Genomic DNA, 26,125 nt, shown 5'->3' on the forward strand with positions numbered 1-26,125 from the left:
TGCCCAAGAACGTTCAATTTCCACCCGATCACGACAATCCGCCCAATTAGATTTGAGTTAAACACTCGACTTATTCAAGGCCATACCGCGGCGGGAAAAGCCGCGGCACGAGTGGGGTAATCTATGCGAGCGCAGACCAAGGGGCTCATCTTCAGGGCATATCTACTGGCAGGAACGGCCGTCGCTGGCATCATGGCGGCATCCTCCGCTCTTGCTCAGGACGCCAGTCCGACGCAACTGGCGCCGATCGTCATCCAGGGCGGCGTCGATAGCGCCACTGCTCCTGTCAAAGGTTATGTCGCGAAGACCTCGTCTGCCGGCTCCAAGAGCGATACGCCGATCAACGAAATCCCGCAGTCGGTCTCGGTCATCGGCAAGCAGGAAATGGACGATCACGGCATCACCAACAAGATCGACGAGGCGCTGCTCTACACGCCTGGCGTGACGACCCAGCCCTTCGGCAATGACGCCGATACCGACTGGTTCTACATCCGCGGCTTCAACGCCACACAGACCGGCGTCTTCTTCGATAACCTGAACCTCTTCAGCTACGGCTTCGGCGGTTTCCAGATCGATCCCTTCATGCTGGAGCGCGTCGAAGTTCTGAAAGGCCCGGCCTCCGTGCTCTACGGCGGCGCCAATCCGGGCGGCATCATCAATCTCGTGCGTAAGCGCCCGCTCGATGAGCCGCTCTATTATACGGATATCGGCATCAACAGTAACGGCAATGCCTTCACCGGTTTCGACATTTCCGACAAGGTCGGCTCCAGCGACACCATGACCTACCGCCTCACCGGCAAGATCTCCGGCGGTGACAACTACTCGGATTTCTCCCATGATTTCCGCGGTTTCATCATGCCGCAGCTGAAGATCGCGCCTGATGATGCGACGAGCTTCACCGTCTGGGGCTATCTTGGAGGCCTCGACCAGGTTCATACCGGCAACGGCTTCTTCCCCTATGTCGGCACGGTCGTGGATGCCCCTTTCGGCAAGATCCCGCGCGACGCCTTCTACGGCGAGCCGGATATCGATGATGGCAGCTATGTCCAGAAGATGGTGGGATACGAATTCGAGCATGAATTCGACAGTGGCGTGAAATTCACTTCGAACTTCCGTTATGGCCGTCTCGACAAGCATGAGCAGGGCCCGTACCTCAACGGTTATGTGGGCGGCATGCCGACTGACCTTGCTCGCATCGGCTTCGAAGGCCGCTCCGGCGTCGATTCCGTCGGTATCGACAACCGCATAGAGGGCGATGCCGAGCTCGGCGGCGCGACGCATGACCTGCTCGCCGGCATCGATTACAAATATTACCGGTTGGACAACTGGCAGGCCTGCTGCGGCTCCAATCCGATCAGCGCGACCGATCCGGTCTACGGCACGCCACAGGGAGCCAATTTCGTTTATGCTGATGGCATCGTGACCATGAAGCAGATCGGCATCTACGCTCAGGACCAGATCCATTTCGGCGATGGCTGGCTGCTGACGTTGAATGGCCGCTATGACCATGTCGACATCGACTCCGATGCGGCGATCGGGACGAGCTACAGCTTCGACGACGGCGCAGCCAGCGGCCGCGCCGGCCTCGCCTATGAATTCGACAACGGCCTGACCCCCTATGTCAGCGTCGCGAGCTTCTTCAACCCGTTGATCGGCACCGGCATTTCCGGCCCCCTCAAGCCCGAGGAAGGCTATCAGATCGAAGGTGGCGTCAAATATGAGCCGACCTTCTTCGATGGCGTTATCACGGCTTCCGTGTTCCAGATCGACAAGCGCAACAATGCCGTCAGCAATCCGATCACCTTCGAGCAGAGCCAGCTCGGCAAGGTACGCTCACGCGGCTTCGAACTCGAAAGCAAGGTCAACGTCAACGACAACTGGAAGGTCACCGCCGGCCTCGATTATACCGACATGGAAGTGTTGGAAAACGAAGCCAATCCCCTTCTCGTCGGCAAGTCTCCCTACATCACGCCGAAGGTCAAGGCTTCGCTCTGGGTCGACTACCTCGTCACGACGGGCACGCTGGAAGGCCTGAGCTTCGGCGCCGGCGTTCGGCATCAGGGCTGGTCATGGGCAGACGAACAGAACACCGAAAAGGTGCCGGCAGCGACAGTTTTCGACGCAGCCATCCGCTACGAAAAGGAAAACTGGGCCGCCTCGCTCAACGTCGCCAATCTCTTCGACAAGGAATATGTATCGAGCTGCCAAGGCCTGACGGTCTGCGGTTATGGCGATGCACGCACGGTCACTTTCAAGCTTAGCAAGAAATGGTAAGTTGACAAATCGAGTTTAGTTTTTCAGGAAGCTGCGATAAAGGGAGGGCTCGGCCCTCCCGAACCCTTTGCAGCCAAGCCGGAGTTTCCTCGTGTCCATGTCCTTCCTGAGCCTTTCCGGAATAGACTATGCCATCGGCGCCAGAACCATCCTCAACGGCATCGATCTGACGCTTGAGGCTGGCCGCATCTACGGCCTCGTCGGCCCCAACGGTTCCGGCAAAAGCACACTCCTCAAGACCATCGCCCGGCAGATTGCCCCGAAGAGTGGTTCGATCTCCTTCGACGGCAAGGCGGCCGCCGACTGGGGTAACCGCGCCTTTGCCCGCCATGTCGCTTACATGCCGCAATTCACCCCGGCGACCGACGGCATGACCGTGCGTGAACTGGTGGCGCTCGGCCGTTTTCCCTGGCACGGCACGCTCGGCCGCTTCAGCGCAGCGGATCGCGAGATGGTCGAGCAAGCGATCGTCCGCACCGAGCTTGAAGATTTTGCCGACCGCCTGGTCGCCAGCATGTCCGGTGGCGAGCGCCAGCGCGCCTGGATCGCGATGATGCTTGCCCAGAACGCCCGCTGCCTGCTGCTCGACGAACCCACGTCGGCGCTCGATCTGGCGCACCAGGCAAGCGTGCTCTCGCTGGTGCAGGAACTCAGCCGCGAACGTGGGCTCACAGTCATTATCGTGCTGCACGACATCAATCTTGCTGCGCGCTATTGCGACGCGATCATCGCGCTCAACCACGGGAAGATCACCGCCGAAGGCACACCGGCCGAAATCATGCAGGCCGACAAGCTGCAGTCGATCTTCGGCGTCGGCATGGGCGTCTTCCCGCATCCGGTTCGCAACGAGCCGGTCAGCTATCTGTTGTAGCCCATGGCATTGTTCTTCCGCAGGCAGTTTCTGGCCGGTGCGGCGGCTACGCTTTCGGCCCCCGCGCTCCTGCGGGCGGGTGACAGCCTGCGCGTCGCGACCCTTGATTGGGCTCTGCTCGAAACCCTGCTAGCGATCGGCGCCAATGTCGTTGCAGGAACGGAGTTGCGGCAGTTCCACGAGGTGGCGGTGACACCTGCTATTCCCGATGGTGTCGCCGATCTCGGCTTGCGTGGCACGCCGAATTTGGAAGTGCTGCGGTTTGCCCGCCCGGAGCTGATCTTCAATTCGAATTTCTACGCCTGGGCGGACGCCCGCATGCAGCCGATTGCGCCTGTCGAAAGCCATGCGATCTACAAGCCGGGCGAAAGCCCCTATGCGCTTGCCGAACAGGCAACGATCGCGATCGGCGAACGGCTGCAGCTTGCCGCCGCAAGGCAGCTCACTGAGGAGCTTTCTGCCAAACTCGATCGTTACAAGACAGGTTTTGCTGCCGGCGACGGCCGCCCCGTGATTCCGATCAATCTCGGCGATGCCAGGCATTTCCGCGTCTTCGGCTCTGATAGCATGTTCGGTGAGGTGCTGAAGCGCGTCGGCCTCACCAATGCCTGGCAGGGCGATACCAGCTATTCGGCCGCCGCGCCCGTCGGCATCGAGACACTGGCCTCCATGCCGGATGCCTGGATCGTGATGATCGCACCGCAGCCGGCCGATGCGCTTGCCACGCTTTCGACCAGCGCCTTCTGGAATGCGCTGCCGGCCGTGCGCGAGAAGCGCGTGCTGATGCTCGGCTCCATCAATCCCTACGGCGCTTTGCCGGCAGCCCTGCGCTTTGCCGATCTTTTGCAGGAGGGGCTTGGCCATGCATGGAATGGTTAGTCTCGCCCGACCTGCCCGCGGCCAGAGCATTCCGTTTGCCGCAATCGTGCTACCAGTTCTCTGCGTCGCTGCCTTCACGCTTCTGATCGCAACGCGCCCGCAGGTACCCGGCGACACCGCTCAAGCCGCTGTGCTCGATGGCGTGTTGCTCTGGAACAGCATTCTGCCTCGCGCCGTGCTGGCGCTGATCGCCGGTGCAGCACTCGGCCTTTCCGGTACGCTGCTGCAGCGCGTGCTGCGCAATCCGATCGCCGATGCCTCGACGCTCGGCATTGCCTCTGGCGCGGAACTGGCGATGACGGCCGCCCTCAGCTTCTCGCCACTGCTGATCGGGTTTTCGCGGGAGATTGTCGCCTTCGGCGGCGGGCTCAGCGCCGTCGCAATCGTGCTGGCGCTCAGTTGGCGACGCGGGCTCGATCCTGTCACGGTCGCCCTCTCGGGCATGATCGTCAGCATGATTGCCGCTTCCTTGAGCGTTACGCTCACCCTGGCGCGCGGCGAATATGCCATGTCTATTTATATCTGGGGCGCCGGTTCGCTCAGCCAGCAGGATTGGACTGGCGCGCTTTCACTCGGGCCGCGCCTCATCCTCGGTTTCGCTGCCGCCATGCTCCTCGTACGGCCACTTCGCATTCTGACGCTCGATGATAACAGCGCCAGGAGCCTCGGCCTCGCCCTGCATTCCGCGCGCTTTGCCATCCTCGCTCTTGCCGTCTGGCTCGCAGCCTCGGTCACCGCCGAAGTAGGCATCATCGGTTTTCTCGGCCTCGCTGCCCCCGCAATTGCAAGGCTCTTCGGCGCGCGCAGCACCGGGAGCCTGATGATCGCAGCACCACTGACGGGTGCCGGTCTGCTATTCTTCACCGATTGCTTGACACAGATCCTCGGCCCCGGCTTTACCGATCTTGCCCCGACGGGCGTCGCAACCGCCCTGCTCGGCGGACCGCTGCTGCTTTTCCTGTTGCCGCGCGTCCATTCCGCCTCGGCCGTCGCCGCGCAGTCGACTGCGGCCCTGAAGAGGCTGTCCAAGCCTTTGGTCACTCTCGCTGGGCTCTCTGCTGCGATCATTTTGCTCTTTATCGTCTTCCTCACCCTCGGCCCAGCCGATGACGGCTGGCATTTCGCCACCGGTATGCTCTTCACCGATCTGCTGCCCTTCCGCCTACCGCGCACCATCGTTGCGGCCGGAGCCGGCAGTATGCTCGCAGCAGCAGGTTTCATCATGCAGCGCGTGACCGGTAATCCGATCGCCAGCCCGGAAGTGCTCGGCATCAGCAGCGGCGCCGGCGCGGGGCTGACTATCGCGCTTTTCCTCTTCGGCTTCCCCTCGCCCGTCGTCATGCTGCTTGCCATGGCGCTGGGCGCACTCGCGGCCTTCGGCGCGATGATCGCCATTTCGGCTCGCGCCCAGTTCTCACCGGAGCGCATGCTACTTGCCGGCGTCGGCATCGGTGCCTTCGCCATGGCGATCGTCACCATGGTACTCGCGCAGGGCGACATGCGCGGCTATATCCTGCTCACGTGGCTTTCCGGATCGACAAACCGCGCCGGAGCCTTCGAAGCCTGGACGGCGCTGATCTCTCTTATCGTGCTGGTGGCACCACTGCCCTTCCTGCGCCGCTGGCTGGCTATGCTGCCGCTTGGCGGCAATTCCAGTCGCGCGCTAGGCCTTCGCGTCGGCGCAAGCCGGCTGGCGCTGGCGATCCTCGCCGCATTGATGACGGCGACCGCATCCTTCCTCGTCGGACCGCTCAGCCTCACTGGGCTTATTGCGCCGCATCTTGCACGGCTTGCCTGCTTTCATCGGCCCACCCATCAGCTTGCCGCAAGCGTGCTCTTCGGCGCCGGCGTGCTGATGACGGCCGACTGGCTCTCCCGCGTCGTCATCTACCCCTATCAGGTGCCGGTCGGCCTCTTCGCGGCGCTGATCGGCGGGCCCTATCTCATCTGGCTGCTTTCGCGAAAGGACATCAAACAATGATGGCTGAACGTTTCACTGCATCCGGCGTCGCAATCGCCGTCGATCCCGGCCGAATGCTCGACGAGCTTTGCTCGCATTTCGTCGAACACAGCACCGTCAAACGCGACGGCGATCTGGTGACGCTGGAGATGACGATCGGCAAGGCGGACATCCGCCACGACGGCCCGGAGCTTGCAATCGAACTCTCCTGCAAGAGTGCCCGGGCGCTGCAGAATGTCCGCTCGGTGCTTGCCGAGCATCTCTTCCAGTTCGCCGGTGAAGAGAGATTGGAGCTTACCTGGTCGGACGCGCCTAAGGCGGATCGCCTGCCTGACCTGCGCGAGATCCGCGTAGTCAGCGCCCGCAACATCAGCCCGCATATGCGCCGGGTGACCGTGGCCTGCGACGATGCCAAGCATTTCGCTCACGGCGGATTGCATTTCCGTCTGCTCATTCCGCCGAAGGGTCGCACGCCCGTCTGGCCGAAACTGCGCTCGGACGGCCGCATCGAATGGGCAAAGAGCGAGGATGCGCTGACCGTGCGCATCTACACATTCCGCAGCATCGATCTGGAGCGCGGCGAAATCGATATCGATTTCGTGCTGCATGAAGGGGAAAACATGCCCGGCGCCGAATGGGCGTTGAATGCCAACCCCGGTGACATTGCCGGCGCGCTCGGCCCGGGCGGCGGCGGTGTGCCGGAAGCCACATCAATGATCCTTGCCGGCGATGAAACGGCATTGCCCGCCATCTCGCGCATTGCCGCGGAAGTTCCGGCTGGAACGCAGTTGCGGATTTTCCTCGAAGTCGATGGTCGCTCGGAAGAGCTTCCGCTGCCGTCAGCTGGCACCGTTAATCTCACATGGATGCATCGCAACGGCGCGCCCGCCGGCACGATGGGTCTGATCGAGGGCGCCATCAAGGATGCGCTGGCGGACGCCAATGCCGACACCTTCGTCTGGGCCGGCTGCGAAAGATCCGAGGCCAAGCGTATCCGCGATTTCCTCAAGACCGAACGTGGCCACGACCGCCACAAGATGAGCATCGGCGCTTACTGGGAGAGGTAAATCCGTCTCACGCCTTTTCACGGAACATCTCGATGATGGCTGAGAAATCCCTGCCGCCGTTGCCGAGTTTCTCAAAGAGCGCATAGAGTTGTGCGGCCTCCGCACCAAGGGGCGTGGAGGCACCGCTCGCGAGCGCGGCCTCCTGCGAAAGCCTGAGATCCTTCAGCATCAAAGCTGCGGCAAAACCCGGCTTGTAATCATTGTTGGCAGGCGAGCTCGGCACCGGTCCCGGCACTGGGCAATAGGTGTTGATCGACCAGCACTGGCCAGATGAAGTGGAGGCAACGTCGAAGAGCGCCTGATGCGAGAGGCCGAGCTTTTCGGCGAGTACAAAAGCCTCGCAAACGCCGACCATGGAAATACCGAGGATCATGTTGTTGCAGATCTTCGCAGCCTGCCCTGCTCCGGCCTCGCCGCAATGGACGATCTTCTTGCCCATGGCCTCGAGGATCGGTTTTGCCTTGGCAAAGGCCTCTTCCGAGCCGCCGGCCATGAAGGTCAGCGTGCCGGCGCTCGCTCCACCCGTCCCGCCGGAAACCGGCGCATCGAGCGACAGGCAGCTCGTGGCCTTCGCCATCTCATGGGCCTTGCGGCTGCTTTCGACATCGATGGTCGAGCAGTCTATGACCAGCGCCCCCTGATTGGCCGATTGCAGGATATCGGCCCAAGCCGTCAGCACATGCTTGCCCTGCGGCAGCATGGTAATGACGATCTCAGCGTCCTTCACCGCCTGGCTGGCATGGCTGGCGGGCTTCACGCCGCTTTCCTCGGCCGCCTTCAGCACCGGTGCGGCCAGATCGAAGCCGAGAACCTCGTGACCGGCCTTGACGAGATTGGCGGCCATCGGCCCGCCCATATTGCCAAGCCCGATAAATCCGATCCTTGCCATGCTTATCTCCTATCTGTTGTCCTCGAGGATCATGCTGGCCGCCTTTTCGGCGATCATGATCGTCGGCGAATTGGTGTTGCCGGACGTGATGGCCGGCATCACCGAGGCATCCGCGATCCTGAGCTTGCCGAGCGCCCGCACTCTCAACCGGGGATCGACGACACTTTCCCTGTCGACACCCATGCGGCAGGTGCCGACGGGATGGAAGATCGTCGTGCCGATATCGCCTGCAGCCTTTTCCAGTTCTGCCTCGCTCTGATAGCTCGGCCCCGGTTTGAATTCCTCCGGGTGGAAACGGGCGAAAGAAGGCTGTGCGACGATCCTGCGCGTCAGCTTTATCGAACGAACAGCTATGTCGCGATCGCGCTGCGTCGAGAGGTATCTTGGCGCAATGGTCGGTTGCGCGGCAAAATCCGGGCTGGAAACATGCACCGATCCCCGGCTTTCCGGCCTGAGGTTGCAAACGCTCGCCGTGATCGCCGGGAAGGCGTGGACGGGATCGCCGAACTTATCGAGCGACACCGGCTGCACGTGGTACTGAAGATCCGGCGTTTCCTTGTCCGGGCCGGAACGGGTGAAGATGCCGAGCTGGCTCGGCGCCATCGCCATCGGACCGGACCGATGCATGAGATATTCGAGCCCGATCGCCGCCTTACCGATCAGCTTCGACGCCTTTTCGTTGAGCGTGGGCACGCCTGTTACCTTATAGGCCAGTCGAAGCTGCAGATGATCCTGCAGGTTTTCGCCGACGCCCTTGACCTCGGTCAGCACATCAATGCCGGCTTGATGCAGAACCTCTCCGCGGCCGATGCCGGAAAGTTCCAGAATATGCGGCGAACCGATGGAGCCCGCCGACAGCACGGTTTCCTTCGCGGCATAAGCCCGCTTGGCCGTACCGCCATGCTGGAACTCGACGCCGACGACGGCGCCTTCCTCTGCCAGCAGCCGCCGCACCTGCGCCTTGGTCATCACAGTAAGGTTGCCGCGTTTCATAGCCGGGCGCAAAAAGGCCTTCGTCGTATTCCAGCGAATGCCGGAACGCTGGTTTACGTCGAAATAGCCGGAACCTTCGTTGCTGCCGCGGTTGAAATCCGCCGTTTCCGGAATGCCGGCTTCCCTGGCCGCCTGCTGGAAGGCGTCGAGCACGGCCCAGCGCACGCGCGCCTTTTCCACGCGCCATTCGCCGCCAGCGCCATGCATCTCATCCTCGCCCTGATAATGATCCTCCGACTTGCGGAAGTAAGGCAGGACATCATCCCAGCCCCAGCCGGTGCAACCCATCTGCCGCCAGAGGTCGTAATCGCGGGCCTGGCCGCGCATGTAGATCATGCCGTTGATCGAGGAGCAGCCGCCGAGTACCTTGCCGCGCGGGTAGTTCAGTGCCCGTCCGTTCAGCCCGTCCTCGGGTGCGGTGGTAAAGCACCAATCGGTGCGCGGATTGTTGATGCAATAGAGATAGCCGACGGGAATGTGGATCCAGTGATAATTGTCGTTGCCACCAGCCTCCAGCAGCAAGACCCTTGTATTGCGGTCGGCTGATAGCCGGTTTGCGAGCACGCAGCCGGCGCTGCCTGCCCCGATGATGATATAGTCATAGCGATCCATGGATCATGCACTCCGAAATGGCTGCGTCCCGCCTCCCCGGGCCGAGGGGGCGGGATTTCGCGGCGCCGCTGCACATCCTTTCCCGTTGCAGGAAAGAGGTCCGCCCGTTCAGCGGCGATAGACAAAGCCCAGTTTACGCCCGAGCCGAGAGGCATAGAATTCACCGATAATGCCGCGGCGGAAGATCAGCACGCAGATCATGAAGACCACGCCGGTGATGATCGTCACCGGAAATTCCGAGGTGGCGAGATAGTTCTGCAGCGTCACGACGAGGCCTGCACCGAAAACCGGGCCGATCAGCGTGCCGATGCCGCCGAGCAGCGTCATCAGGATCACCTCGCCCGACATCTGCCAGGCAACATCCGTCAGCGTCGCAAACTGGAAGACCAGCGATTTGACCGATCCGGCAAGCCCGGCAAGGGCTGCCGACATCACGAAAGCGCCGAGCTTGTAGCGCGCCACGGAATAGCCGAGCGAGATCGCCCGTTGCTCGTTCTCGCGGATCGATTTCAGGATCATGCCGAAGGGCGAATTGATGAAGCGCCAGATAAGGAGCAGCCCGATCAGGAACACCGCCAGCACGAAATAGTACATGTTGGTGGAGCTGTTGAGATCGATGAAGCCGAAGAGGTGGCCGCGCGGCACGGACTGGATACCGTCCTCGCCTTCAGTAAATTTTGCCTGCAGGCAGAAGAAGAAGAACATCTGCGAGAGCGCCAGCGTAATCATTGCGAAATAGATGCCCTGCCGGCGGATCGCGAAGAAGCCCATGACGAGGCCGAGAAGGGCTGCCCCGGCAACGCCGACGAGAATCCCGAGTTCCGGCGGAAATCCCCAACTCTTTACTGTATAGGCGGTGAAATAAGCAGCCCCGCCGAAAAAAGTCGCATGGCCGAAGGAAAGCAGGCCGGTATAGCCGAGCAACAGGTTGAAGGCACAGGCAAAGAGCGCGAAGCAGAGCAGCTTCATCAGGAAGATCGGGTAGAAGAAGAAGGGCGCCAGCAGCAGAAGTAGCAACCCGATGATCAGGAACCCTGTCTGCACCGAAAGGGCAGTGCGGCTCTTTTCCGTTCGGATGGTTTCGGTGATGTCAGCCATGTCACGCATCCCGACCGAAGAGGCCCGCGGGCCTGATGAGAAGCACGATCGCCATGATCACGAAGATGACGATATTGGAGGCTTCCGGATAGAAGACCTTGGTCAGGCCTTCCGCGATGCCAAGCACATAGCCGGTAATGATGGCGCCCATGATCGAGCCCATGCCGCCGACGACGACCACGGCAAAGACGACGATGATCATGTTCGACCCCATCAGCGGCGAAACCTGGTAGATGGGTGCAGCAAGCACACCGGCAAAGGCAGCAAGGCCGGCACCGAGCGCATAGGTGAAGGTCAAGAGAACCGGCACGTTGACGCCGAAGACCTGCACCAGAGTGGCATTTTCCGTCGCCGAGCGCAGATAGGCGCCGAGCTTGGTCTTTTCGATCAAGAGCCAGGTGCCAATGCAGATCACGAGCGAAACGACGACCACCCAGCCGCGGTAGATCGGCAGGAACATGAATCCCAGGTTCATGCCGCCGGCAAGTGCGGGCGGCGTTGCATAGGGCTGGCCCGAAGAGCCGTAGAGATAACGGAACGTGCCTTCGACGGCGAGCGCCAGACCGAAGGTGAAGAGCAGGCCGTAGAGCGGATCGAGATCGTAGAGCCGGCGCAGAAAGAGACGCTCGACAACAGCGCCGGCTATCCCGACTATGACGGGCGCCAGGATCAGCGACGGCCAGTAGCCGATACCGAGATAATTCAAGAGCAGATAGGCGACGAAGGCGCCAAGCATGTACTGGGCGCCGTGCGCGAAGTTGATGACGCGCAGAAGACCGAAAATGATCGCAAGACCAAGGCTCAGAAGTGCATAGAAAGACCCGTTGATCAGGCCGATCAGCAGCTGGCCGAGCAGCGCCTGCAAGGGAATGCCGAAGATCATCGTCATCGCGTCACACTCCCAGAACCTTGTGCAGCATATCCATGCGCTGCGGCAGCTCGCCGACCGGGAATTCCGAGACCATCTGGCCATGATCCATCAGATAGAAGCGATCGGCAATACGGCTTGCAAAGCGGAAATTCTGTTCGACGAGCACGATGGTCATGCCGCGTTCCTTCAGCGTCTTCAAAACCTCGCCGATACGCTGGACGATAACAGGCGCTAGCCCCTCGGTCGGCTCATCGAGCAACAGCAGGCGCACACCGGTGCGCAGGATGCGGGCGATCGCCAGCATCTGCTGCTCACCGCCCGAAAGCTTGGTGCCGGAACTCGTGCGCCGCTCATAAAGGTTTGGAAAAAGCTCGTAGATTTCATCGAGGGTCATGCCGCCAGGCGCCACCACAGGCGGCAGCATCAGATTTTCCGAAACCGTCAGCGTCGCGAAGATGCCGCGCTCCTCCGGCACGAAACCGATACCCTTATGTGCGGTCTTATGCAGCGGCACCTGCATCATATCCGTGCCAGCAAAGCTTATCCTACCCTTTCGGGAGCGCACGATACCGGTGATGGTGCGCAAAGTCGTCGTCTTGCCAACACCATTGCGGCCGAGAATGGTGATCATCTCGCCCTCACCGACCGTCATGTCGATCCCGTGCAGGACATGGCTTTCGCCATACCAGGCATTCAGACCCTGAATTTCGAGAAGCGGCGCCATCAGTGGTGCTCCTCCGTGCCCATATAGGCCTGTCGCACGCGCTCGTCCTGGCTGACGGTCGCGTAGTCGCCCTCGGCGAGGATTTCACCACGCTGTAGCACGGTCACATACCGGCAGATATTGGCGACGACAGAGAGATTGTGCTCAACCATCAACACCGCCCGCTCGCGGGCGACATCGCGGATGATGGCGGAGACGACGCTGACATCCTCCTGGCCCATCCCGGCCATCGGCTCGTCGAGCAGCAGCACTTTCGGATCGAGCGCCAGCGTTGTGGCGATTTCAAGCACGCGCTTGCGGCCATAGGAAAGATCGGCGGCGATATGATCGCGTTCCTTGGAAAGCCCGACACTGGCAAGCAGTTGCTCGGCGCGGTCGTTCAGGCTGTCGAGTGCCGAAAGCGGCCGCCAGAACTGCGTGGAAAGATTGTTTGGCCGCTGCAGGGCGACCCGCACATTGTCGAGCACGGAGAGATGGGGGAAGACGGCGGAGATCTGGAATGAGCGGACGAGGCCCATGCGCGCCACCCGATCCGGTGGCGTCCTGGTGATGTCGGTCCCCATCAGCGTGATCGTGCCTGATGTCGGCTGAAGGAACTTGGTGAGCAGGTTGAACACCGTCGTCTTGCCTGCACCATTTGGCCCAATCAGCGCATGCACGCTTGCATCATGCACATCAAGGTCGACATTCTTGACGGCCGTGAAGCCGCCGAAATCACGGCGCAGGCCGCGGGCGGAAAGCACCACCCGCGGCTTGGCCTGAGTTTCAATTGCGGAAACCGCCATCGCTCACTTCACCAGATCGCAGCCGCTCTTGGCGGGGTCGATATAGGCTTCCTTGCCCGGAATGGTGGCGAGGACGTTGAAGTAGTCCCAAGGCTCCTTGCTTTCCGCGGGTTTCTTGACCTGCAGCAGATACATGTCGTGGATCATGCGGCCGTTCGGGCCGACCGTGCCGCCACGGCCGAAGACATCATCGACGGGCATTTCATGCAGCTGCTTGGCGACGGCTTCCGTCTCATCCGTGCCGGCCTTCTGGATCGCCTTCAGATATTGCAGAACAGCCGAATAGGTGCCGGTGTGGACCATGTTCGGCATCTTGCCGGTACGGGCGAAGAACTTCTTGGCGAATTCCCGGCTCTGGTCATCGCGGTTCCAGTAATAGCCTTCCGTCAGCGTAAGGCCCTGTGCGGCCTCCATGCCCAAGCCATGAACTTCGGCAAGCGTGAAGAGCAGTGCCGCCAGATGCTGGCCGCCTTGGGTGATGCCGAATTCAGCAGCCTGCTTGATGGCGTTCGACGTATCGAGACCGGCATTGGCAAGGCCGATGACCTTGGCGCCTGATGATTGCGCCTGCAGTAGGAAGGACGAGAAGTCCTGGGTCGACAAGGGATGGCGCACCGAACCGACGACCGTGCCGCCGCTCGCCTTCACGTAATCGGTGGTCTGCTGCTCCAGCGAATAACCGAAGGCATAGTCCGCTGTCAGAAAGAACCAGCTGTCGCCGCCCTGTTTGACCAGCGCACCGCCGGTGCCGACGGCCAGAGCATGGGTGTCATAGGCCCAATGGAAGCCATAAGGCGAGCAGGCCTTGCCGGTGAGATCCGTTGTCGCAGCACCGGTAACGATATCGATCTTCTTCTTTTCCTTGGCGATGGCCTGCACAGCAAGCGCCACGGAAGAGGTCGTCAGCTCCATGATGGCGTCGACCTGCTCGGTGTCATACCACTGGCGGGCAATGTTGGAAGCGATATCAGGCTTGTTCTGGTGGTCGGCATCGACGATTTCGACCGGCATGTCGAGCACCTTGCCGCCGAAGTCCTCGACGGCCATCTTGGCAGCCTCGACAGAGGACTTGCCACCGAAGTCGGCATAAACGCCCGACTGGTCGTTCAGAATGCCGATCTTGACCTTACCATCGGAAATGGCAGCACTCTGGGCAAACACGGCGGTGCTGCTTGCAAGCAAAAATGCAACGGACGCAATGAAATTCTTTCGCATAGTCTCTCCTCCCAGAGATTGGCCAGATAACGAATCTGTTCAAATTTGGCGACCCGCCCTCCTCAAAGCGGCCGCTCCGCCCTTACGATCACGGAATTTCCTCGATGAGGCAACTGCCGGTTTACATCTAATTCCAAACAGTATCTGTTCGTTTTTGAACAGAAGCGGCCATAATGCCGCTGTGGCGACAGTCACAGCGCTCTCCTTTGCCGGCGGCATTAGACCAAAGACGTAGATGGATGGGCGACGCCGATGAGCCATGCTTCGCAATTTACTTGGGACGATCTGCAGTTTTTTCTAGCCGTTGCCCGCACCGGCCAGCTTTCAACGGCCGCGCGGCAGTTGCGCTCCAGCCATGCGACCGTCTCACGGCGCATCGACCGGCTGGAATTTGCGCTAAAGGTCAAGCTTTTCGAGCGAAATCCGCGCGGCTACGTGCTGACCGCCATGGGCACACGCTTTGTCGAAACCGCCGAGAAGATGGAACAGGAAACTGAACGGCTGCGGGCCGATCTCGCCGATGGGTCGCTCAGCCAGCGCGGCCTCGTGCGCCTCAGCGCTCCCGAAGGCTTTGCCAATTTCTTCTTTGCGACCGTCCTGCCGCAATTTGCCGCCCGCCATCCGCATCTGGCGCTGGAACTCGTCACCATCCAGCAAATCATGTCGCTCTCCCGCAAGGAGGCCGATATTTCCGTCGTCCTCGATGAGCCCAAAGGCGGCCCCTACTTTGCCGAGAAGCTGACGGACTATCATCTGCAGGTCTACGCCTCGCGCGACTATCTCGCCCGCGCAGCACCCATCAGCACGCGTGATGACCTGCTGAACCATCCCTTCATCAGCTATATCGAGGAAATGATCTTCGCACCGGGGCTCGATTATCTTGGCGACGTGCATCCGCGCATCAAGCCGCAATTCCAGAGTTCCAGCATCTTCGCGCAGTTGACGGCCACCAGAAACGGCCTTGGCCTCGGCATCCTGCCCTATTTCTTCGCCTGCCGTTATCCCGAACTGGTGCGCGTGCTGCCCGACGAGATCGATCTCAAGCGACACTACTGGATCACATGCCACCGCGACTTGAGGCAAGCGCCGCGTGTGCGCGCCGTCATCGACTTCCTGCGGGAAACGGCACGCAGCGAAGACGCCTGTTTCATCCCGCCCTACATCGGCACAGCGCGAAAGGTAAAGGCAGAGGTGTGATTATTTCAGGAATTCGGCGCGATGCGGCGTGAAGGTGTCGATCAGGCGACCCTTTTCCAGCGCCTTGACGCCGTGGACCAGATTGGGCGGCACGATGAAGCTGCCGCCCTGCTTCAAGACTTCAGTGCGGCCATCGATCGTCACCTCGAAGCTTCCCTCAGCAACATAGCTTGCCTGGATATGCGGATGGAAATGGGCAGCCCCCACGGCGCCAGCCTCGAAGGCCACTTCCACCATCATCATCTCGGGCAAATAGGTCATGATGCGGCGGGTCACACCTGGCTCGGGGTTTACCCATTCGGCACCTTCGGCCGATACGAAAAGATCGCTCGATGACATGCCTGCCTCCTCACTCCAGAATCTATCTGGCCAGAATCTATCTGGCGAGAATCCGTCGCGCGCAAACTGGCGCACCAGCCGCCGTTTGAAAAGATGGGTGCTGCATCTTTGGCACGATGACCGCCTTGTTGACGCCGCAAACGGGCGGGTCTATGCGACTTTAAATCAGGCATGCCTTTAGAATGGCCCTGAACAGCGGTGAGGAGACTGGACATGGAGCACACGCGCGAGGTTTTCGACTGGGCCGATCCTTTCCGGCTGGTGGAGCAACTGACCGACGAGGAGCGCATGGTACAGGAGACCGCCCAGGCCTATGCGCAGGAAAGGCTCGGCCCCCGTGTCCTCGAAGCCTTCCGCCATGAGAAGACCGATCCGGAAATATTCCGGGAGATGGGCGAACTCGGCCTTCTCGGCCCCACGATCGATCCGGAATATGGCGGCGCTGGTCTCGGCTACGTCGCTTACGGCCTGATCGCCCGCGAAGTGGAGCGGGTCGACAGTGGTTACCGTTCGATGATGAGCGTGCAGTCCTCGCTTGTCATGGTGCCGATCGACGCCTTCGGCTCCGAAGAGCAGAAGAAGAAATATCTGCCGAAACTTGCGACCGGCGAATGGATCGGATGTTTTGGCCTGACCGAGCCCAATCACGGCTCCGATCCGGGCTCCATGGCGACGCGGGCAAAGAAGGTCGATGGCGGTTATAGCCTGACGGGCTCCAAGACCTGGATCTCGAACGCGCCGATTGCCGATGTCTTCGTCGTCTGGGCAAAGACCGAGGATGGCCTCATCCGCGGTTTCATCCTGGAAAAGGGCTGGAAGGGTCTCTCAGCCCCGAAGATCCAGGGCAAGGTTGGGCTTCGCGCCTCGATCACGGGCGAAGTCGTCATGGACAATGTCTTCGTGCCGGAAGAGAATCTGCTACCCGACGTCAGCGGCCTCAAAGGACCTTTCACCTGCCTCAACTCCGCTCGCTTCGGCATCGCCTGGGGCGCGCTGGGTGCAGCTGAAGCCTGTTATGCGACGGCCCGGCAATATACGCTGGACCGCCAGCAGTTCGGCCGGCCGCTCGCCGCCAACCAGCTCATCCAGAAGAAGCTTGCCGATATGGCAACCGAAATCTCGCTCGGGCTTCAGGGATGTTTGCGTCTTGGCCGCATGAAGGAAGAAGGTCATCCGCCCGTCGAACTGACGTCGATCCTCAAGCGCAATTCCTGCGGCAAGGCACTGGAGATTGCTCGTGCAGCCCGCGACATGCTGGGCGGCAATGGCATTTCCGACGAGTTCGGCGTCGCTCGCCACCTCGTCAATCTCGAAGTGGTCAACACCTACGAGGGAACGCATGACATTCATGCGCTTATTCTCGGTCGTGCGATCACAGGCATTGCCGCCTTCTCCAACTAATTCAGTCGCGCGCGAGGCGAATTGCAACCTTGACAACAATGTGCAAACCTCCCCTTGCCGCGGCAGAGAGGCCTGCGGTGCAAGGGGGATTTGCATATGTTTCTGCTGCTCGCACTTCTGATCGGCGTCATTGCCGGTCTTCGCGCCATGACCGCACCTGCCGCCATCGCCTGGGGCGCGGCACTCGGCTGGTTCGATATCTCTCAGACGCCGCTTGCCTTCATGGGCTACCAGTGGACACCGTGGATATTCACGGCGCTTGCCATCATTGAGCTCATCACCGACCAGTTACCTTCCACCCCCTCGCGCAAGGTGCCGATCCAGTTCGCCACCCGCATCATCGTCGGCGCGCTGTGCGGTGCCGTCATCGGCGCCGCAAGCAGTCTGCTCTTCGCCGGCCTGATCGCCGGCATCATCGGCGCGGTCATCGGCACGCTCGGCGGTGCAGCCGCCCGCGGCAAGCTCGCGGCCTCCTTCGGCCAGGATCGTCCGGCGGCCCTGATCGAGGATGCCGTTGCTGTCATTGGCGCCATTATCATCGCGTGGGCAGTCTGATGAAGAGCTTCGACGCAATCGTCATCGGCGCCGGCCAGGCCGGCCCATTCCTCGCCGCCCGCATGGCGGAAACGGGCATGAAGGTGGCGCTGATCGAGCGCAAGTTCCTCGGCGGCACCTGCGTCAATGCAGGCTGCATGCCGACGAAGACACTGGTAGCAAGCGCCCGCGCTGCCCATGTGGCGCGGAGTGGCGCCGATTACGGCGTGCAGATCCCGGGCGAAATCGCAATCGACATGAAGACCGTGCGCCATCGCGCAGAGACGATCATAATGGATGCGCGCAACGGTTTAAGCGGCTGGTTCGGTGGCATGAAGACTATGACAGTCATCTACGGCCATGCCCGCTTCACAGGCCAGAAAGAAGTCGTCGTCAACGGCGAGACGCTGACGGCACCGAAGATTTTCCTCAATGTCGGCGCCCGCCCGACGATCCCCGATATGCCGGGCCTTGCCGATATCGATTATCTGACCAGCACCGGCATCATCCATCTCGACAGCCTGCCGAAGCATCTCGCCATTATCGGCGGCAGCTATATCGGCCTGGAATTCGCACAGATGTACCGGCGTTTCGGTACGGCGGTGACGGTGATCGAGCGCGGCCCGAAACTCGCCTCCCGCGAGGACGAGGATATTTCCGATGCGATCGCCGAAATCCTGAGATCCGAGGGCATAAAGATCCATACCGACGTCAAGGACATCCGCTTTGCCAAGGGCGCCGATGGTGTGACCGTCACAGCCGACTCCGAAACGATCGAGGCAAGCCATGTGCTTGTCGCCACCGGCCGGACGCCGAATACCGACGACCTCGGCCTCGATGCCGCGGGTGTGGCCACCGACAAGCGCGGCTTCATTACCGTCGACGACCGGTTGGCCACCAATGTCGAAGGCATATGGGCGCTCGGGGACTGCAACGGCCACGGCGCCTTCACCCATACGTCCTACAATGACTTCGAGATCGCCGCCGCCAATCTGTTGGACGGTGGCGACCGCAAAGTTTCGAGCCGCATTCTGGCCTATGCCCTCTATATCGATCCGCCGCTTGGCCGCGTCGGCATGACGGAAAAGCAGGCACGCGCCTCAGGCCGCAGGATCATGGTCTCGACGCGGCCGATGAGCAGGGTCGGCCGCGCCAATGAGCGCGGCGAAACCAAGGGCTTCATGAAGGTGGTCGCAGATGCCGAGACCAAGGAAATCCTGGGTGCAGCCATTCTCGGCATCGAAGGCGACGAGGCAATCCACGGCTTCATCGATGCCATGAATGCCGGCACGACCTATCCGGTGCTGCGGTGGTCCGTGCCGATACACCCGACCGTTTCGGAATTGATCCCGACGCTGCTGGGTGATTTGAAGGCGATCTGATCCCGAAGATCGCAATCAGCGGGAGACCGGTCATTGAATATCGAACTGCTGATCGAAAATTACGGCCTCCCGGCGATCTTTCTCGGCACCGCCTTTGAGGGTGAAACTGCCGCCTTTCTCGGCGGCGTCATCGCGCATCGCGACCTTCTGACCTATTGGGCCGCCTCAATGGCCGCCTCGGCGGGATCATTCGCCGGAGATCAGATGTGGTTCTTTGCCGGCCGCTATGCCGCCCAATGGAGTTTCGTTCGCCGCGTGATGGAGACGCCGGCGCTCGCACGGGTCACGCAACTTCTCGAAAAATATCCGACCGGCTTCATTTTTGCGTTCCGCTTTCTGGTGGGATTGCGGACGATCAGCCCGATCGTCATCGGCACGACGCATATATCGACGCAGAGGTTCCTCGTGCTCAACCTTCTGGCGGCGCTCATCTGGGGCCAGCTTTTCACGGCACTCGGCTATGCCTTTGGGCACGGGATTCACCAGATATTCGGTCGCCTGCCGCTGCATCATCATCTGCTGATCGCACTCGGCGCCGCGGCCCTCATCGCGGGCGCGGCGCTGGTGCTTCGCAAGAGGAAATTTGGGATCAAGTACCCGTAAAGGGCCTTAGTCCATGACGATCTGCAGCTTGACATCCGTCGGACGCGCCTCGACCGCGCGGTCAAAGGCCTTGATCGAATCCTCGAAGGTGAAGGTCTCTGATATCAACGGCTTAAGGTCGACACGACCCGATCCGAGAAGGGCGATCGAGCGCTCATACTGATGGGCGTAGCGGAACACCGTCTCGATGCGGATTTCCTTGGTGGAGGCCGTCGAGACGTCGAAGCCGACCGGGTTGACCGGCAGCCCGACGGCGACGATGACGCCGCCGGGGCGCGGAAGCGCCATGATCGTCTCCCAGGCCTTCGGTGAGCCCGAGCATTCGAAGACCACATCCGCACCCCAGCCATCGGTCAGTCGGCTGACTTCCTCGGCGAGGTTTTTTTCGCGGATATTGACCGGTATAACGCCCTGGTACTGTGCAGCAATATCGAGCTTCGGCTGGGCGAGGTCGGCAACGATCGCGCGGGCGCAGCCGCCGGCAAGAGCAGCAATCGCAACCATGGTGCCGATCGGGCCGGCACCGAGGACGACGGCCGTGTCGCCGGGTGCAATCTTCGCCTTGGTGGCTGCCTGCATGCCGACCGCGAAAGGCTCGACCATCGCGCCTTCGGCGAAGCTGACATTGTCGGGCAGCTTGAACGTATAATTGGCCGGATGCACGACCTCAGGCGTCAGCACGCCGTGGATCGGCGGCGTCGCCCAGAAGGCAACGGCCGGATCAACATTGTACATGCCGAGCCGGCTTGCCTTGGAATTGGGATCGGGAATACCGGGTTCCATGCAGACGCGATCGCCGACCTTCAGATGCGTCACACCGGAGCCGACCTCGACCACAGTGCCTGCCGCCTCATGGCCGAGCACCATTGGCTCGTTGACGATGAAGGGGCCGATCTTGCCATGCGTGTAGTAATGCACGTCGGAGCCGCAGACACCAACGGTGTGGATCTTGATCTTCACCTGCCCAGGCCCTGTCTCCAGAGGTAGATCGATATCGCGAAGCGCAAGCTCATGCTGGCGCTCCAGTACCAGCGCACGGACTTTGGTCATGATCGGTTTCCTTCCCTATGGCTCCCGCGATTCATGGGGCGCCGTTGCGGCGACTATAAGACCGCAAGGCCCAGCAATTCAATCATCTCCATCAGGCTTTTGCTCATTATGTGACGAAATGCTCACATGATTATCACCCGAAAGATAAGCTCGCACTAGACGTCCGTATGATTCCAGAAAGGCCCGGCGAGGACTACATTTACCATCAAGGACCACGACAAAGTGGAAAGGAGTAACGCGATGACGCACGACAACGATAATGTCGGCAGAAACCTGTCTTCCAACTCGCAGATCACGCGACAGCTCCGCGAATTCTGGCACAACCTGGTGGACGAGACCGTTGCTGCACTCCAGCAAGGCCGCCAACCGCAGCCACTGCTGCAGCCAGTGCGGGTTATTGCACGGGCGCGGGATCGAAATCGCCCTCCGCAGCGTTATTAAGCATGCGACGGCATGGCGCGGCGGGTGCATGACGCTCCCGACACCATGCGGATCGGCAATGTAAGGAAGACCGTCATGAAATCGATTGTGTCATTCTGCCTGTTCGCATCTCTTCTCTTTGCCGCAAACGAGGCGTCTGCGGCGATCGAAGAAGCATCGCTTCCGCCGCCGCAGCAGGAAGAAAAGCTGGTGCCGGCCAATCTCGAGCTCACCTTCACCGGCCCTGTCGATCTCGCCCGCTCGACCGCCACCCTTCTCGATGCCCAGGGCCTGACATTGCCGACCGGCAAGCCGTTTCTTTCGGGACCGGAAGGCTCCGTCTTCAAGGTCCCGCTCGATCCGTCCATGGCGCCTGGCGTCTATACGCTCAACTGGCGCGTACTCTCGATGGACGGCCACAGTGCTGAGGGCCACTACCAGTTCCGGGTCGATCCCTGAACCTTCCGATATCAAGCTGTTCGAAATAGCGCCGTTCCGTCCGGGCACGGCGTTTTTTGTCTTTCCGGCCGCATAAGCACGTTTTGACCGCATAAAGGCATTTATAAGATTTTTATATTGATGCCCCCGATGCAATCTCGAACCTTTATGCACTTCGGCCGCATATTAATGTCCGAGAGATCGCAAAGATCATCTCCACGCCAGAAAGCATAAAAGGTGTCGCTTCCACTGAGCCGGCGCCCTTTGTCTTGTCTGACTCCAAGAATAACAAACCGGAGTCAAGATCGATGATGGATATAATTCTACTCGGCACTGCAATCGTATTTTTCGGACTTTGCTTTGCCTATACGCGCGCCTGCGACAGGCTTTGACAGGAGAGAACAGATGACCCTCGATTATATCTTGAGCGGTGCCGTGACCGTGTTTCTCACCGTCTACCTCACCTACGCTCTCATCCGCCCAGAACGTTTCTGAAAGAGCCGGCGCTTCTGATTGAAGCAGCCGGGTACTGAAAGTTTCCTCCCATGACCCTCAACGGATGGCTTCAGATTCTGCTTTACTGCGGGATCGTCCTCATGCTCGTCAAACCGCTCGGCGGCTATATGACGCGTGTCTTCAGCGGCGAGCACACATTTCTTTCACCGGTCCTCGTTCCGATCGAACGAGGACTTTACGCCGTTGCCGGCACCAGCGAACGTGAAGACCAGCACTGGACCTCCTATGCCTTCGCCATGCTGATGTTCAACCTGATGGGCGTCATCGTGCTTTATGCGCTGATGCGCCTGCAAGGCGCGTTGCCCTATAACCCGGCCGGCATGGCCGCCGTCGGTCCGGAACTCTCCTTCAACACCGCCGTCAGCTTCGTCTCCAATACCAATTGGCAGAATTACGGTGGCGAAAGCACCATGTCCTACCTGACACAGATGATGGGCTTCACCGTCCAGAACTTCGTGTCGGCTGCGACAGGCATGGCGATTGCCGTTGCGTTCATCCGCGCCTTCTCGCGCGCATCGGGCAAGGCGATCGGCAATTTCTGGGTCGATATGATCCGCGCCACGCTCTACATTCTGCTGCCGATCTGCATCGTGCTGACGCTTGCCTATGTCTGGCTCGGCGTGCCGCAGACGCTCGGCCCCTATGTCGATGCCACGACGCTCGAAGGCGCCAAGCAGACGATCGCCGTCGGCCCCGTCGCCTCGCAGCTTGCGATCAAGATGCTCGGCACCAATGGCGGCGGTTTCTTCAATGCCAACTCCGCCCATCCCTTCGAGAACCCCGACAATATCTCGAACATGATCCAGATGGTGTCGATCTTTGCGATCGGTGCAGCCTTCACCAACGTCTTCGGCCGCATGGTCGGCAACCAGCGCCAGGGCTGGGCGATCCTCGCCTCCATGGGCCTGCTCTTCATCGTCGGCGTCGGCATCACCTACTGGGCGGAAGCTGCCGGCAACCCGCTAATGCATGCCTTCGGTCTCGGCGGCGGCAATATGGAAGGTAAGGAAGTCCGCTTCGGCGTTGCCATGTCCTCGCTGTTTGCGGTCATCACTACGGCTGCTTCCTGCGGCGCGGTCAATGCCATGCACGGCTCATTCACGGCGCTTGGCGGCCTGATCCCGCTCATCAACATGCAGCTCGGCGAAGTCATCGTCGGCGGCGTCGGCGCTGGCTTCTACGGCATCCTGATGTTCATCATCGTCGCCGTCTTCGTGGCAGGCCTCATGGTCGGCCGCACGCCGGAATATCTCGGCAAGAAGATCGAGGCGAAGGAGATGAAGATGGCCGTTCTCGCCATCCTCTGCCTGCCGCTCGCCATGCTGGTCTTCACCGCGATCGCCAGCGTGCTGCCCTCGGCAGTCGCCTCGATCGGCACGGCCGGCCCGCACGGGTTCTCCGAAATCCTCTATGCCTATACGTCGGCTGCGGCCAACAACGGCTCGGCTTTCGGCGGCCTGACGGGCAATACGCCCTGGTATAACATCACGCTCGGCATCGGCATGCTGATGGGCCGCTTCCTCGTCATCATTCCGGCTCTTGCGATTGCCGGCTCTCTGGTCACGAAGAAGACGGTTCCGGCCTCGGCAGGTACATTCCCGACGGATGGCCCCCTCTTCGTCGGCCTGCTCATCGGCACGATCCTGATCGTCGGTGGTCTCACCTTCTTCCCGGCACTGGCCCTCGGCCCCGTCGTCGAGCACCTGGTCACCATTGCCGGCCAGACCTTCTGAGGTGGGTGTCATGATCATCCGTCACAGGCTTCGAAAAGCCTTCCATCCACGTCCCGGTCTGTCGGGGCGTGGAGCCCAGCGGACGCCGCGCGCCTCCGACATCATCCTGGTGATGATGGCAGGCCTGCTCGTCATCGTCTGCGCGATCAGAATCTTACAGGGCTGACCGGCAATCCGGTTCGCCATCCTCGTTTCAAAGCTGGAGTCTCTTATGAGCCAGGCAAAATCCGCGAGCATCCTGGATTCTCGCATCCTCATTCCGGCCGTGGGCGCTGCTTTCACCAAGCTCAACCCGCGCACCCTCGCCAAGAACCCGGTCATGTTCGTCGTGGCCACGGTCTCGGCACTGACCACAGTCCTGTTCCTGCGCGACCTAGTCTCAGGCAACGGCAATCTCGCCTTCTCCTTCCAGATCAACCTCTGGCTCTGGTTCACCGTGCTGTTTGCCAACTTCGCTGAAGCCGTCGCCGAAGGCCGCGGCAAGGCGCAGGCCGACTCGCTGCGCAAAGCGCGTACCGAGACCCAGGCCAAGCTGCTGACCGCCAACAACGGTAGCGGCTACCGCATGGTGCCCGGCACGAGCCTGAAGGTCGGCGACCTCGTCCTCGTCGAAGCTGGCGACATCATCCCCTCGGACGGCGAAGTCGTCGAAGGTGTCGCCTCAGTCAACGAAGCGGCCATAACAGGCGAGTCCGCCCCTGTTATCCGTGAATCCGGCGGCGACCGCTCGGCCGTGACAGGTGGTACGCAGGTTCTTTCCGACTGGATCCGCGTACGCATCACCGCTGCTGCCGGCTCGACCTTCCTCGACCGCATGATCTCACTCGTCGAAGGCGCCGAACGCCAGAAGACGCCGAACGAAATCGCGCTCAACATCCTGCTCGCCGGCATGACGCTGATCTTCGTGCTCGCCACGGCGACGATCCCGAGCTTTGCCGCCTATGCCGGTGGCTCGATCCCGATCATCGTGCTCGTTGCCCTCTTCGTCACGCTGATCCCGACCACCATCGGCGCCCTGCTGTCGGCAATCGGTATCGCCGGCATGGACCGCCTCGTCCGCTTCAACGTGCTCGCCATGTCCGGCCGCGCCGTCGAAGCCGCCGGTGACGTCGATACGCTGCTGCTCGACAAGACTGGCACGATCACGCTGGGCAACCGCCAGGCCACCAGCTTCCGCCCGGTCCGCGGCATCTCCGAACAGGATCTCGCCGATGCGGCCCAGCTTGCCTCGCTTGCCGATGAGACGCCTGAGGGACGCTCGATCGTCGTGCTCGCCAAGGAGAAATATGCGATCCGAGGCCGCGACATGGCCGGCCTGAAAGCCACCTTCGTGCCCTTCACCGCCCAGACACGCATGAGCGGCGTCGATCTTGAAGGCTCCGCGATCCGCAAGGGCGCTGTCGATGCGGTGCTGACCTACGTCAATGGCGATGCCTCCTCGAAGAACGGCGCCGAAATCGTCCGTGAACTGCAGTCGATATCAGATGAGATCGCCAAGGCCGGCGGAACGCCGCTTGCCGTTGCCCGCGACGGCAAGCTGCTTGGCGTCATCCAGCTCAAGGATATCGTCAAGGGCGGCATCCGCGAACGCTTCAACGAGCTTCGCCGCATGGGTATCCGGACCGTCATGATCACCGGCGACAACCCGATGACCGCAGCCGCCATCGCCGCCGAAGCCGGCGTGGACGATTTCCTCGCCCAGGCAACGCCTGAGAACAAGCTGCAGCTCATCCGCGAAGAGCAGGCCAAGGGCAAGCTGGTCGCCATGTGCGGCGACGGCACGAACGACGCTCCCGCCCTCGCACAGGCCGACGTTGGCGTGGCCATGAACACCGGCACGGTCGCAGCCCGTGAGGCCGGCAACATGGTCGACCTCGACAGCGACCCGACGAAGCTCATCGAGATCGTCGAAATCGGCAAGCAGTTGCTGATGACACGCGGCGCGCTGACGACCTTCTCGATCGCCAACGACATCGCCAAGTACTTTGCCATCATCCCGGCGATGTTCCTGACGTTCTACCCGCAGCTTGGCGTGCTCAATGTCATGGGCCTCGCCACGCCGCAGAGCGCCATCCTGTCGGCGATCATCTTCAATGCGCTGATCATCATCGCGCTGATCCCGCTGTCACTGAAGGGTGTGCGCTACCGTCCGATCGGCGCCGGCGCGCTGCTCTCCCGCAACCTGCTGATCTACGGTCTCGGCGGCATCATCGTCCCCTTCATCGGCATCAAGGCGATCGACATCGTCATCACGGCCGTCGGCCTCGCCTAAGG

General features: G+C 61.2%; 25 protein-coding genes. 16 read left to right on the forward strand and 9 right to left on the reverse strand.

What is annotated here, in order from left to right; translation table 11 throughout:
• The first annotated feature begins 123 nt into the window (after positions 1 to 123).
• The 5 genes from AC1DTN_RS09765 (at position 124) to AC1DTN_RS09785 (ending at position 7,051) form a co-directional block, all read left to right on the forward strand.
• Complete coding sequence (locus AC1DTN_RS09765; protein ID WP_477920634.1) at positions 124 to 2,274, forward strand: TonB-dependent siderophore receptor; 2,151 nt, start codon at positions 124 to 126, stop codon at positions 2,272 to 2,274.
• 97 nt (positions 2,275 to 2,371) lie between these two features.
• The gene (locus tag AC1DTN_RS09770) at positions 2,372 to 3,145 is read left to right on the forward strand and encodes an ABC transporter ATP-binding protein (protein WP_477920673.1); all 774 of its coding nucleotides are present in this window, start codon (positions 2,372 to 2,374) and stop codon (positions 3,143 to 3,145) included.
• Positions 3,146 to 3,148: 3 nt separating this feature from the next.
• The gene (locus tag AC1DTN_RS09775) at positions 3,149 to 4,024 is read left to right on the forward strand and encodes an ABC transporter substrate-binding protein (RefSeq protein ID WP_477920635.1); all 876 of its coding nucleotides are present in this window, start codon (positions 3,149 to 3,151) and stop codon (positions 4,022 to 4,024) included.
• Positions 4,017 to 6,005: a Fe(3+)-hydroxamate ABC transporter permease FhuB gene (gene fhuB, locus AC1DTN_RS09780; RefSeq protein WP_477920675.1), complete on the forward strand. Its 1,989-nt coding sequence runs from the start codon at positions 4,017 to 4,019 to the stop codon at positions 6,003 to 6,005. The genes AC1DTN_RS09775 and fhuB overlap by 8 nt, the downstream gene beginning before the upstream one ends.
• Complete coding sequence (locus tag AC1DTN_RS09785) at positions 6,002 to 7,051, forward strand: DUF2218 domain-containing protein (protein WP_477920636.1); 1,050 nt, start codon at positions 6,002 to 6,004, stop codon at positions 7,049 to 7,051. The genes fhuB and AC1DTN_RS09785 overlap by 4 nt, the downstream gene beginning before the upstream one ends.
• Before the next feature lie 7 nt (positions 7,052 to 7,058).
• On the opposite strand, the gene mmsB is transcribed toward AC1DTN_RS09785, so the two are convergent.
• The 7 genes from mmsB to AC1DTN_RS09820 form a co-directional block, all read right to left on the reverse strand.
• On the reverse strand, positions 7,059 to 7,940 hold the full coding sequence (gene mmsB / locus AC1DTN_RS09790) for a 3-hydroxyisobutyrate dehydrogenase (RefSeq protein WP_477920637.1): 882 nt from the start codon (positions 7,938 to 7,940) through the stop codon (positions 7,059 to 7,061).
• Positions 7,941 to 7,949: 9 nt separating this feature from the next.
• Complete coding sequence (locus tag AC1DTN_RS09795; protein WP_477920639.1) at positions 7,950 to 9,545, reverse strand: GMC family oxidoreductase; 1,596 nt, start codon at positions 9,543 to 9,545, stop codon at positions 7,950 to 7,952.
• 108 nt (positions 9,546 to 9,653) lie between these two features.
• On the reverse strand, positions 9,654 to 10,643 hold the full coding sequence (locus AC1DTN_RS09800; protein ID WP_477920640.1) for a branched-chain amino acid ABC transporter permease: 990 nt from the start codon (positions 10,641 to 10,643) through the stop codon (positions 9,654 to 9,656).
• Between the two features lies 1 nt (position 10,644).
• The gene (locus AC1DTN_RS09805; RefSeq protein ID WP_439017763.1) at positions 10,645 to 11,532 is read right to left on the reverse strand and encodes a branched-chain amino acid ABC transporter permease; all 888 of its coding nucleotides are present in this window, start codon (positions 11,530 to 11,532) and stop codon (positions 10,645 to 10,647) included.
• Between the two features lie 4 nt (positions 11,533 to 11,536).
• Positions 11,537 to 12,238 carry an ABC transporter ATP-binding protein gene (locus AC1DTN_RS09810; protein ID WP_113321454.1) on the reverse strand — a complete coding sequence of 234 codons (702 nt, stop codon included), beginning with the start codon at positions 12,236 to 12,238 and terminating at the stop codon, positions 11,537 to 11,539.
• Positions 12,238 to 13,023 carry an ABC transporter ATP-binding protein gene (locus AC1DTN_RS09815; protein ID WP_477920642.1) on the reverse strand — a complete coding sequence of 262 codons (786 nt, stop codon included), beginning with the start codon at positions 13,021 to 13,023 and terminating at the stop codon, positions 12,238 to 12,240. The genes AC1DTN_RS09810 and AC1DTN_RS09815 overlap by 1 nt, the downstream gene beginning before the upstream one ends.
• A 3-nt stretch (positions 13,024 to 13,026) precedes the next feature.
• Positions 13,027 to 14,238: an ABC transporter substrate-binding protein gene (locus AC1DTN_RS09820; protein ID WP_113321456.1), complete on the reverse strand. Its 1,212-nt coding sequence runs from the start codon at positions 14,236 to 14,238 to the stop codon at positions 13,027 to 13,029.
• Between the two features lie 252 nt (positions 14,239 to 14,490).
• Here AC1DTN_RS09820 and AC1DTN_RS09825 point away from each other — a divergent pair, with 252 nt between their 5' ends.
• Positions 14,491 to 15,435 carry a LysR family transcriptional regulator gene (locus AC1DTN_RS09825; RefSeq protein ID WP_477920644.1) on the forward strand — a complete coding sequence of 315 codons (945 nt, stop codon included), beginning with the start codon at positions 14,491 to 14,493 and terminating at the stop codon, positions 15,433 to 15,435.
• Here the strand turns inward: AC1DTN_RS09825 and AC1DTN_RS09830 are convergent, their stop codons facing one another.
• Positions 15,436 to 15,774 (reverse strand): cupin domain-containing protein, encoded by a 339-nt coding sequence (locus AC1DTN_RS09830; protein WP_112546239.1) that lies wholly within the window; start codon positions 15,772 to 15,774, stop codon positions 15,436 to 15,438.
• Positions 15,775 to 15,987: 213 nt separating this feature from the next.
• Here AC1DTN_RS09830 and AC1DTN_RS09835 point away from each other — a divergent pair, with 213 nt between their 5' ends.
• The 4 genes from AC1DTN_RS09835 to AC1DTN_RS09850 all read left to right on the forward strand — a co-directional run bounded on the left by AC1DTN_RS09835 (position 15,988) and on the right by AC1DTN_RS09850 (position 19,694).
• Positions 15,988 to 17,175 (forward strand): acyl-CoA dehydrogenase, encoded by a 1,188-nt coding sequence (locus tag AC1DTN_RS09835; RefSeq protein ID WP_439017761.1) that lies wholly within the window; start codon positions 15,988 to 15,990, stop codon positions 17,173 to 17,175.
• A gap of 96 nt (positions 17,176 to 17,271) precedes the next feature.
• A complete protein-coding gene (locus tag AC1DTN_RS09840; RefSeq protein WP_113321460.1) occupies positions 17,272 to 17,730 on the forward strand; it encodes a DUF4126 family protein in 459 nt (152 codons plus the stop codon).
• A complete protein-coding gene (locus AC1DTN_RS09845) occupies positions 17,730 to 19,091 on the forward strand; it encodes an FAD-containing oxidoreductase (protein ID WP_439017760.1) in 1,362 nt (453 codons plus the stop codon). Before AC1DTN_RS09840 ends, AC1DTN_RS09845 begins: the two co-directional genes overlap by 1 nt.
• A 33-nt stretch (positions 19,092 to 19,124) precedes the next feature.
• Entirely contained in the window at positions 19,125 to 19,694 is a 570-nt protein-coding gene (locus tag AC1DTN_RS09850) for a DedA family protein (RefSeq protein WP_439017759.1), read from the forward strand.
• Positions 19,695 to 19,700: 6 nt separating this feature from the next.
• Here AC1DTN_RS09850 and AC1DTN_RS09855 read toward each other — a convergent pair whose 3' ends face one another.
• A complete protein-coding gene (locus AC1DTN_RS09855) occupies positions 19,701 to 20,744 on the reverse strand; it encodes an NAD(P)-dependent alcohol dehydrogenase (protein WP_439017758.1) in 1,044 nt (347 codons plus the stop codon).
• Between the two features lie 240 nt (positions 20,745 to 20,984).
• On the opposite strand from AC1DTN_RS09855, the gene AC1DTN_RS09860 reads away from it, so the two are divergent.
• The 6 genes from AC1DTN_RS09860 to kdpB all read left to right on the forward strand — a co-directional run bounded on the left by AC1DTN_RS09860 (position 20,985) and on the right by kdpB (position 26,123).
• The gene (locus tag AC1DTN_RS09860; RefSeq protein WP_477920645.1) at positions 20,985 to 21,185 is read left to right on the forward strand and encodes a hypothetical protein; all 201 of its coding nucleotides are present in this window, start codon (positions 20,985 to 20,987) and stop codon (positions 21,183 to 21,185) included.
• A 75-nt stretch (positions 21,186 to 21,260) separates the two neighbouring features.
• Positions 21,261 to 21,623 (forward strand): copper resistance CopC family protein, encoded by a 363-nt coding sequence (locus AC1DTN_RS09865; RefSeq protein WP_113321486.1) that lies wholly within the window; start codon positions 21,261 to 21,263, stop codon positions 21,621 to 21,623.
• Positions 21,624 to 22,007: 384 nt separating this feature from the next.
• Entirely contained in the window at positions 22,008 to 22,097 is a 90-nt protein-coding gene (locus AC1DTN_RS09870) for a K(+)-transporting ATPase subunit F (protein WP_016556800.1), read from the forward strand.
• Positions 22,098 to 22,147: 50 nt separating this feature from the next.
• Positions 22,148 to 23,851 (forward strand): potassium-transporting ATPase subunit KdpA, encoded by a 1,704-nt coding sequence (gene kdpA / locus AC1DTN_RS09875; RefSeq protein ID WP_477920647.1) that lies wholly within the window; start codon positions 22,148 to 22,150, stop codon positions 23,849 to 23,851.
• 10 nt (positions 23,852 to 23,861) lie between these two features.
• Positions 23,862 to 24,017, forward strand: coding sequence for a hypothetical protein (locus AC1DTN_RS09880; RefSeq protein WP_439017755.1), 156 nt, complete (start codon positions 23,862 to 23,864; stop codon positions 24,015 to 24,017).
• A gap of 45 nt (positions 24,018 to 24,062) precedes the next feature.
• On the forward strand, positions 24,063 to 26,123 hold the full coding sequence (kdpB, locus tag AC1DTN_RS09885) for a potassium-transporting ATPase subunit KdpB (RefSeq protein WP_439017754.1): 2,061 nt from the start codon (positions 24,063 to 24,065) through the stop codon (positions 26,121 to 26,123).
• Positions 26,124 to 26,125 lie beyond the last annotated feature (2 nt).

Source organism: Rhizobium sp. 01T444 (assembly GCF_056398305.1).

Bases quoted from the DNA above. Each gene is read 5' to 3' on its own strand.
- AC1DTN_RS09775 (WP_477920635.1), top strand. From the start codon at position 3,149: ATGGCATTGTTCTTCCGCAGGCAGTTTCTGGCCGGTGCGGCGGCTACG.
- AC1DTN_RS09865 (WP_113321486.1), top strand. From the start codon at position 21,261: ATGAAATCGATTGTGTCATTCTGCCTGTTCGCATCTCTTCTCTTTGCC.
- AC1DTN_RS09795 (WP_477920639.1), bottom strand. From the start codon at position 9,545: ATGGATCGCTATGACTATATCATCATCGGGGCAGGCAGCGCCGGCTGC.
- kdpB (WP_439017754.1), top strand. From the start codon at position 24,063: ATGAGCCAGGCAAAATCCGCGAGCATCCTGGATTCTCGCATCCTCATT.
- AC1DTN_RS09855 (WP_439017758.1), bottom strand. From the start codon at position 20,744: ATGACCAAAGTCCGTGCGCTGGTACTGGAGCGCCAGCATGAGCTTGCG.
- AC1DTN_RS09805 (WP_439017763.1), bottom strand. From the start codon at position 11,532: ATGACGATGATCTTCGGCATTCCCTTGCAGGCGCTGCTCGGCCAGCTG.
- AC1DTN_RS09860 (WP_477920645.1), top strand. From the start codon at position 20,985: ATGACGCACGACAACGATAATGTCGGCAGAAACCTGTCTTCCAACTCG.
- mmsB (WP_477920637.1), bottom strand. From the start codon at position 7,940: ATGGCAAGGATCGGATTTATCGGGCTTGGCAATATGGGCGGGCCGATG.
- AC1DTN_RS09840 (WP_113321460.1), top strand. From the start codon at position 17,272: ATGTTTCTGCTGCTCGCACTTCTGATCGGCGTCATTGCCGGTCTTCGC.
- AC1DTN_RS09765 (WP_477920634.1), top strand. From the start codon at position 124: ATGCGAGCGCAGACCAAGGGGCTCATCTTCAGGGCATATCTACTGGCA.
- fhuB (WP_477920675.1), top strand. From the start codon at position 4,017: ATGGTTAGTCTCGCCCGACCTGCCCGCGGCCAGAGCATTCCGTTTGCC.
- AC1DTN_RS09845 (WP_439017760.1), top strand. From the start codon at position 17,730: ATGAAGAGCTTCGACGCAATCGTCATCGGCGCCGGCCAGGCCGGCCCA.
- AC1DTN_RS09830 (WP_112546239.1), bottom strand. From the start codon at position 15,774: ATGTCATCGAGCGATCTTTTCGTATCGGCCGAAGGTGCCGAATGGGTA.
- AC1DTN_RS09815 (WP_477920642.1), bottom strand. From the start codon at position 13,023: ATGGCGGTTTCCGCAATTGAAACTCAGGCCAAGCCGCGGGTGGTGCTT.
- AC1DTN_RS09785 (WP_477920636.1), top strand. From the start codon at position 6,002: ATGATGGCTGAACGTTTCACTGCATCCGGCGTCGCAATCGCCGTCGAT.
- AC1DTN_RS09835 (WP_439017761.1), top strand. From the start codon at position 15,988: ATGGAGCACACGCGCGAGGTTTTCGACTGGGCCGATCCTTTCCGGCTG.
- AC1DTN_RS09800 (WP_477920640.1), bottom strand. From the start codon at position 10,643: ATGGCTGACATCACCGAAACCATCCGAACGGAAAAGAGCCGCACTGCC.
- AC1DTN_RS09825 (WP_477920644.1), top strand. From the start codon at position 14,491: ATGAGCCATGCTTCGCAATTTACTTGGGACGATCTGCAGTTTTTTCTA.
- AC1DTN_RS09870 (WP_016556800.1), top strand. From the start codon at position 22,008: ATGACCCTCGATTATATCTTGAGCGGTGCCGTGACCGTGTTTCTCACC.
- AC1DTN_RS09770 (WP_477920673.1), top strand. From the start codon at position 2,372: ATGTCCTTCCTGAGCCTTTCCGGAATAGACTATGCCATCGGCGCCAGA.
- AC1DTN_RS09880 (WP_439017755.1), top strand. From the start codon at position 23,862: ATGATCATCCGTCACAGGCTTCGAAAAGCCTTCCATCCACGTCCCGGT.
- kdpA (WP_477920647.1), top strand. From the start codon at position 22,148: ATGACCCTCAACGGATGGCTTCAGATTCTGCTTTACTGCGGGATCGTC.
- AC1DTN_RS09810 (WP_113321454.1), bottom strand. From the start codon at position 12,238: ATGGCGCCGCTTCTCGAAATTCAGGGTCTGAATGCCTGGTATGGCGAA.
- AC1DTN_RS09820 (WP_113321456.1), bottom strand. From the start codon at position 14,238: ATGCGAAAGAATTTCATTGCGTCCGTTGCATTTTTGCTTGCAAGCAGC.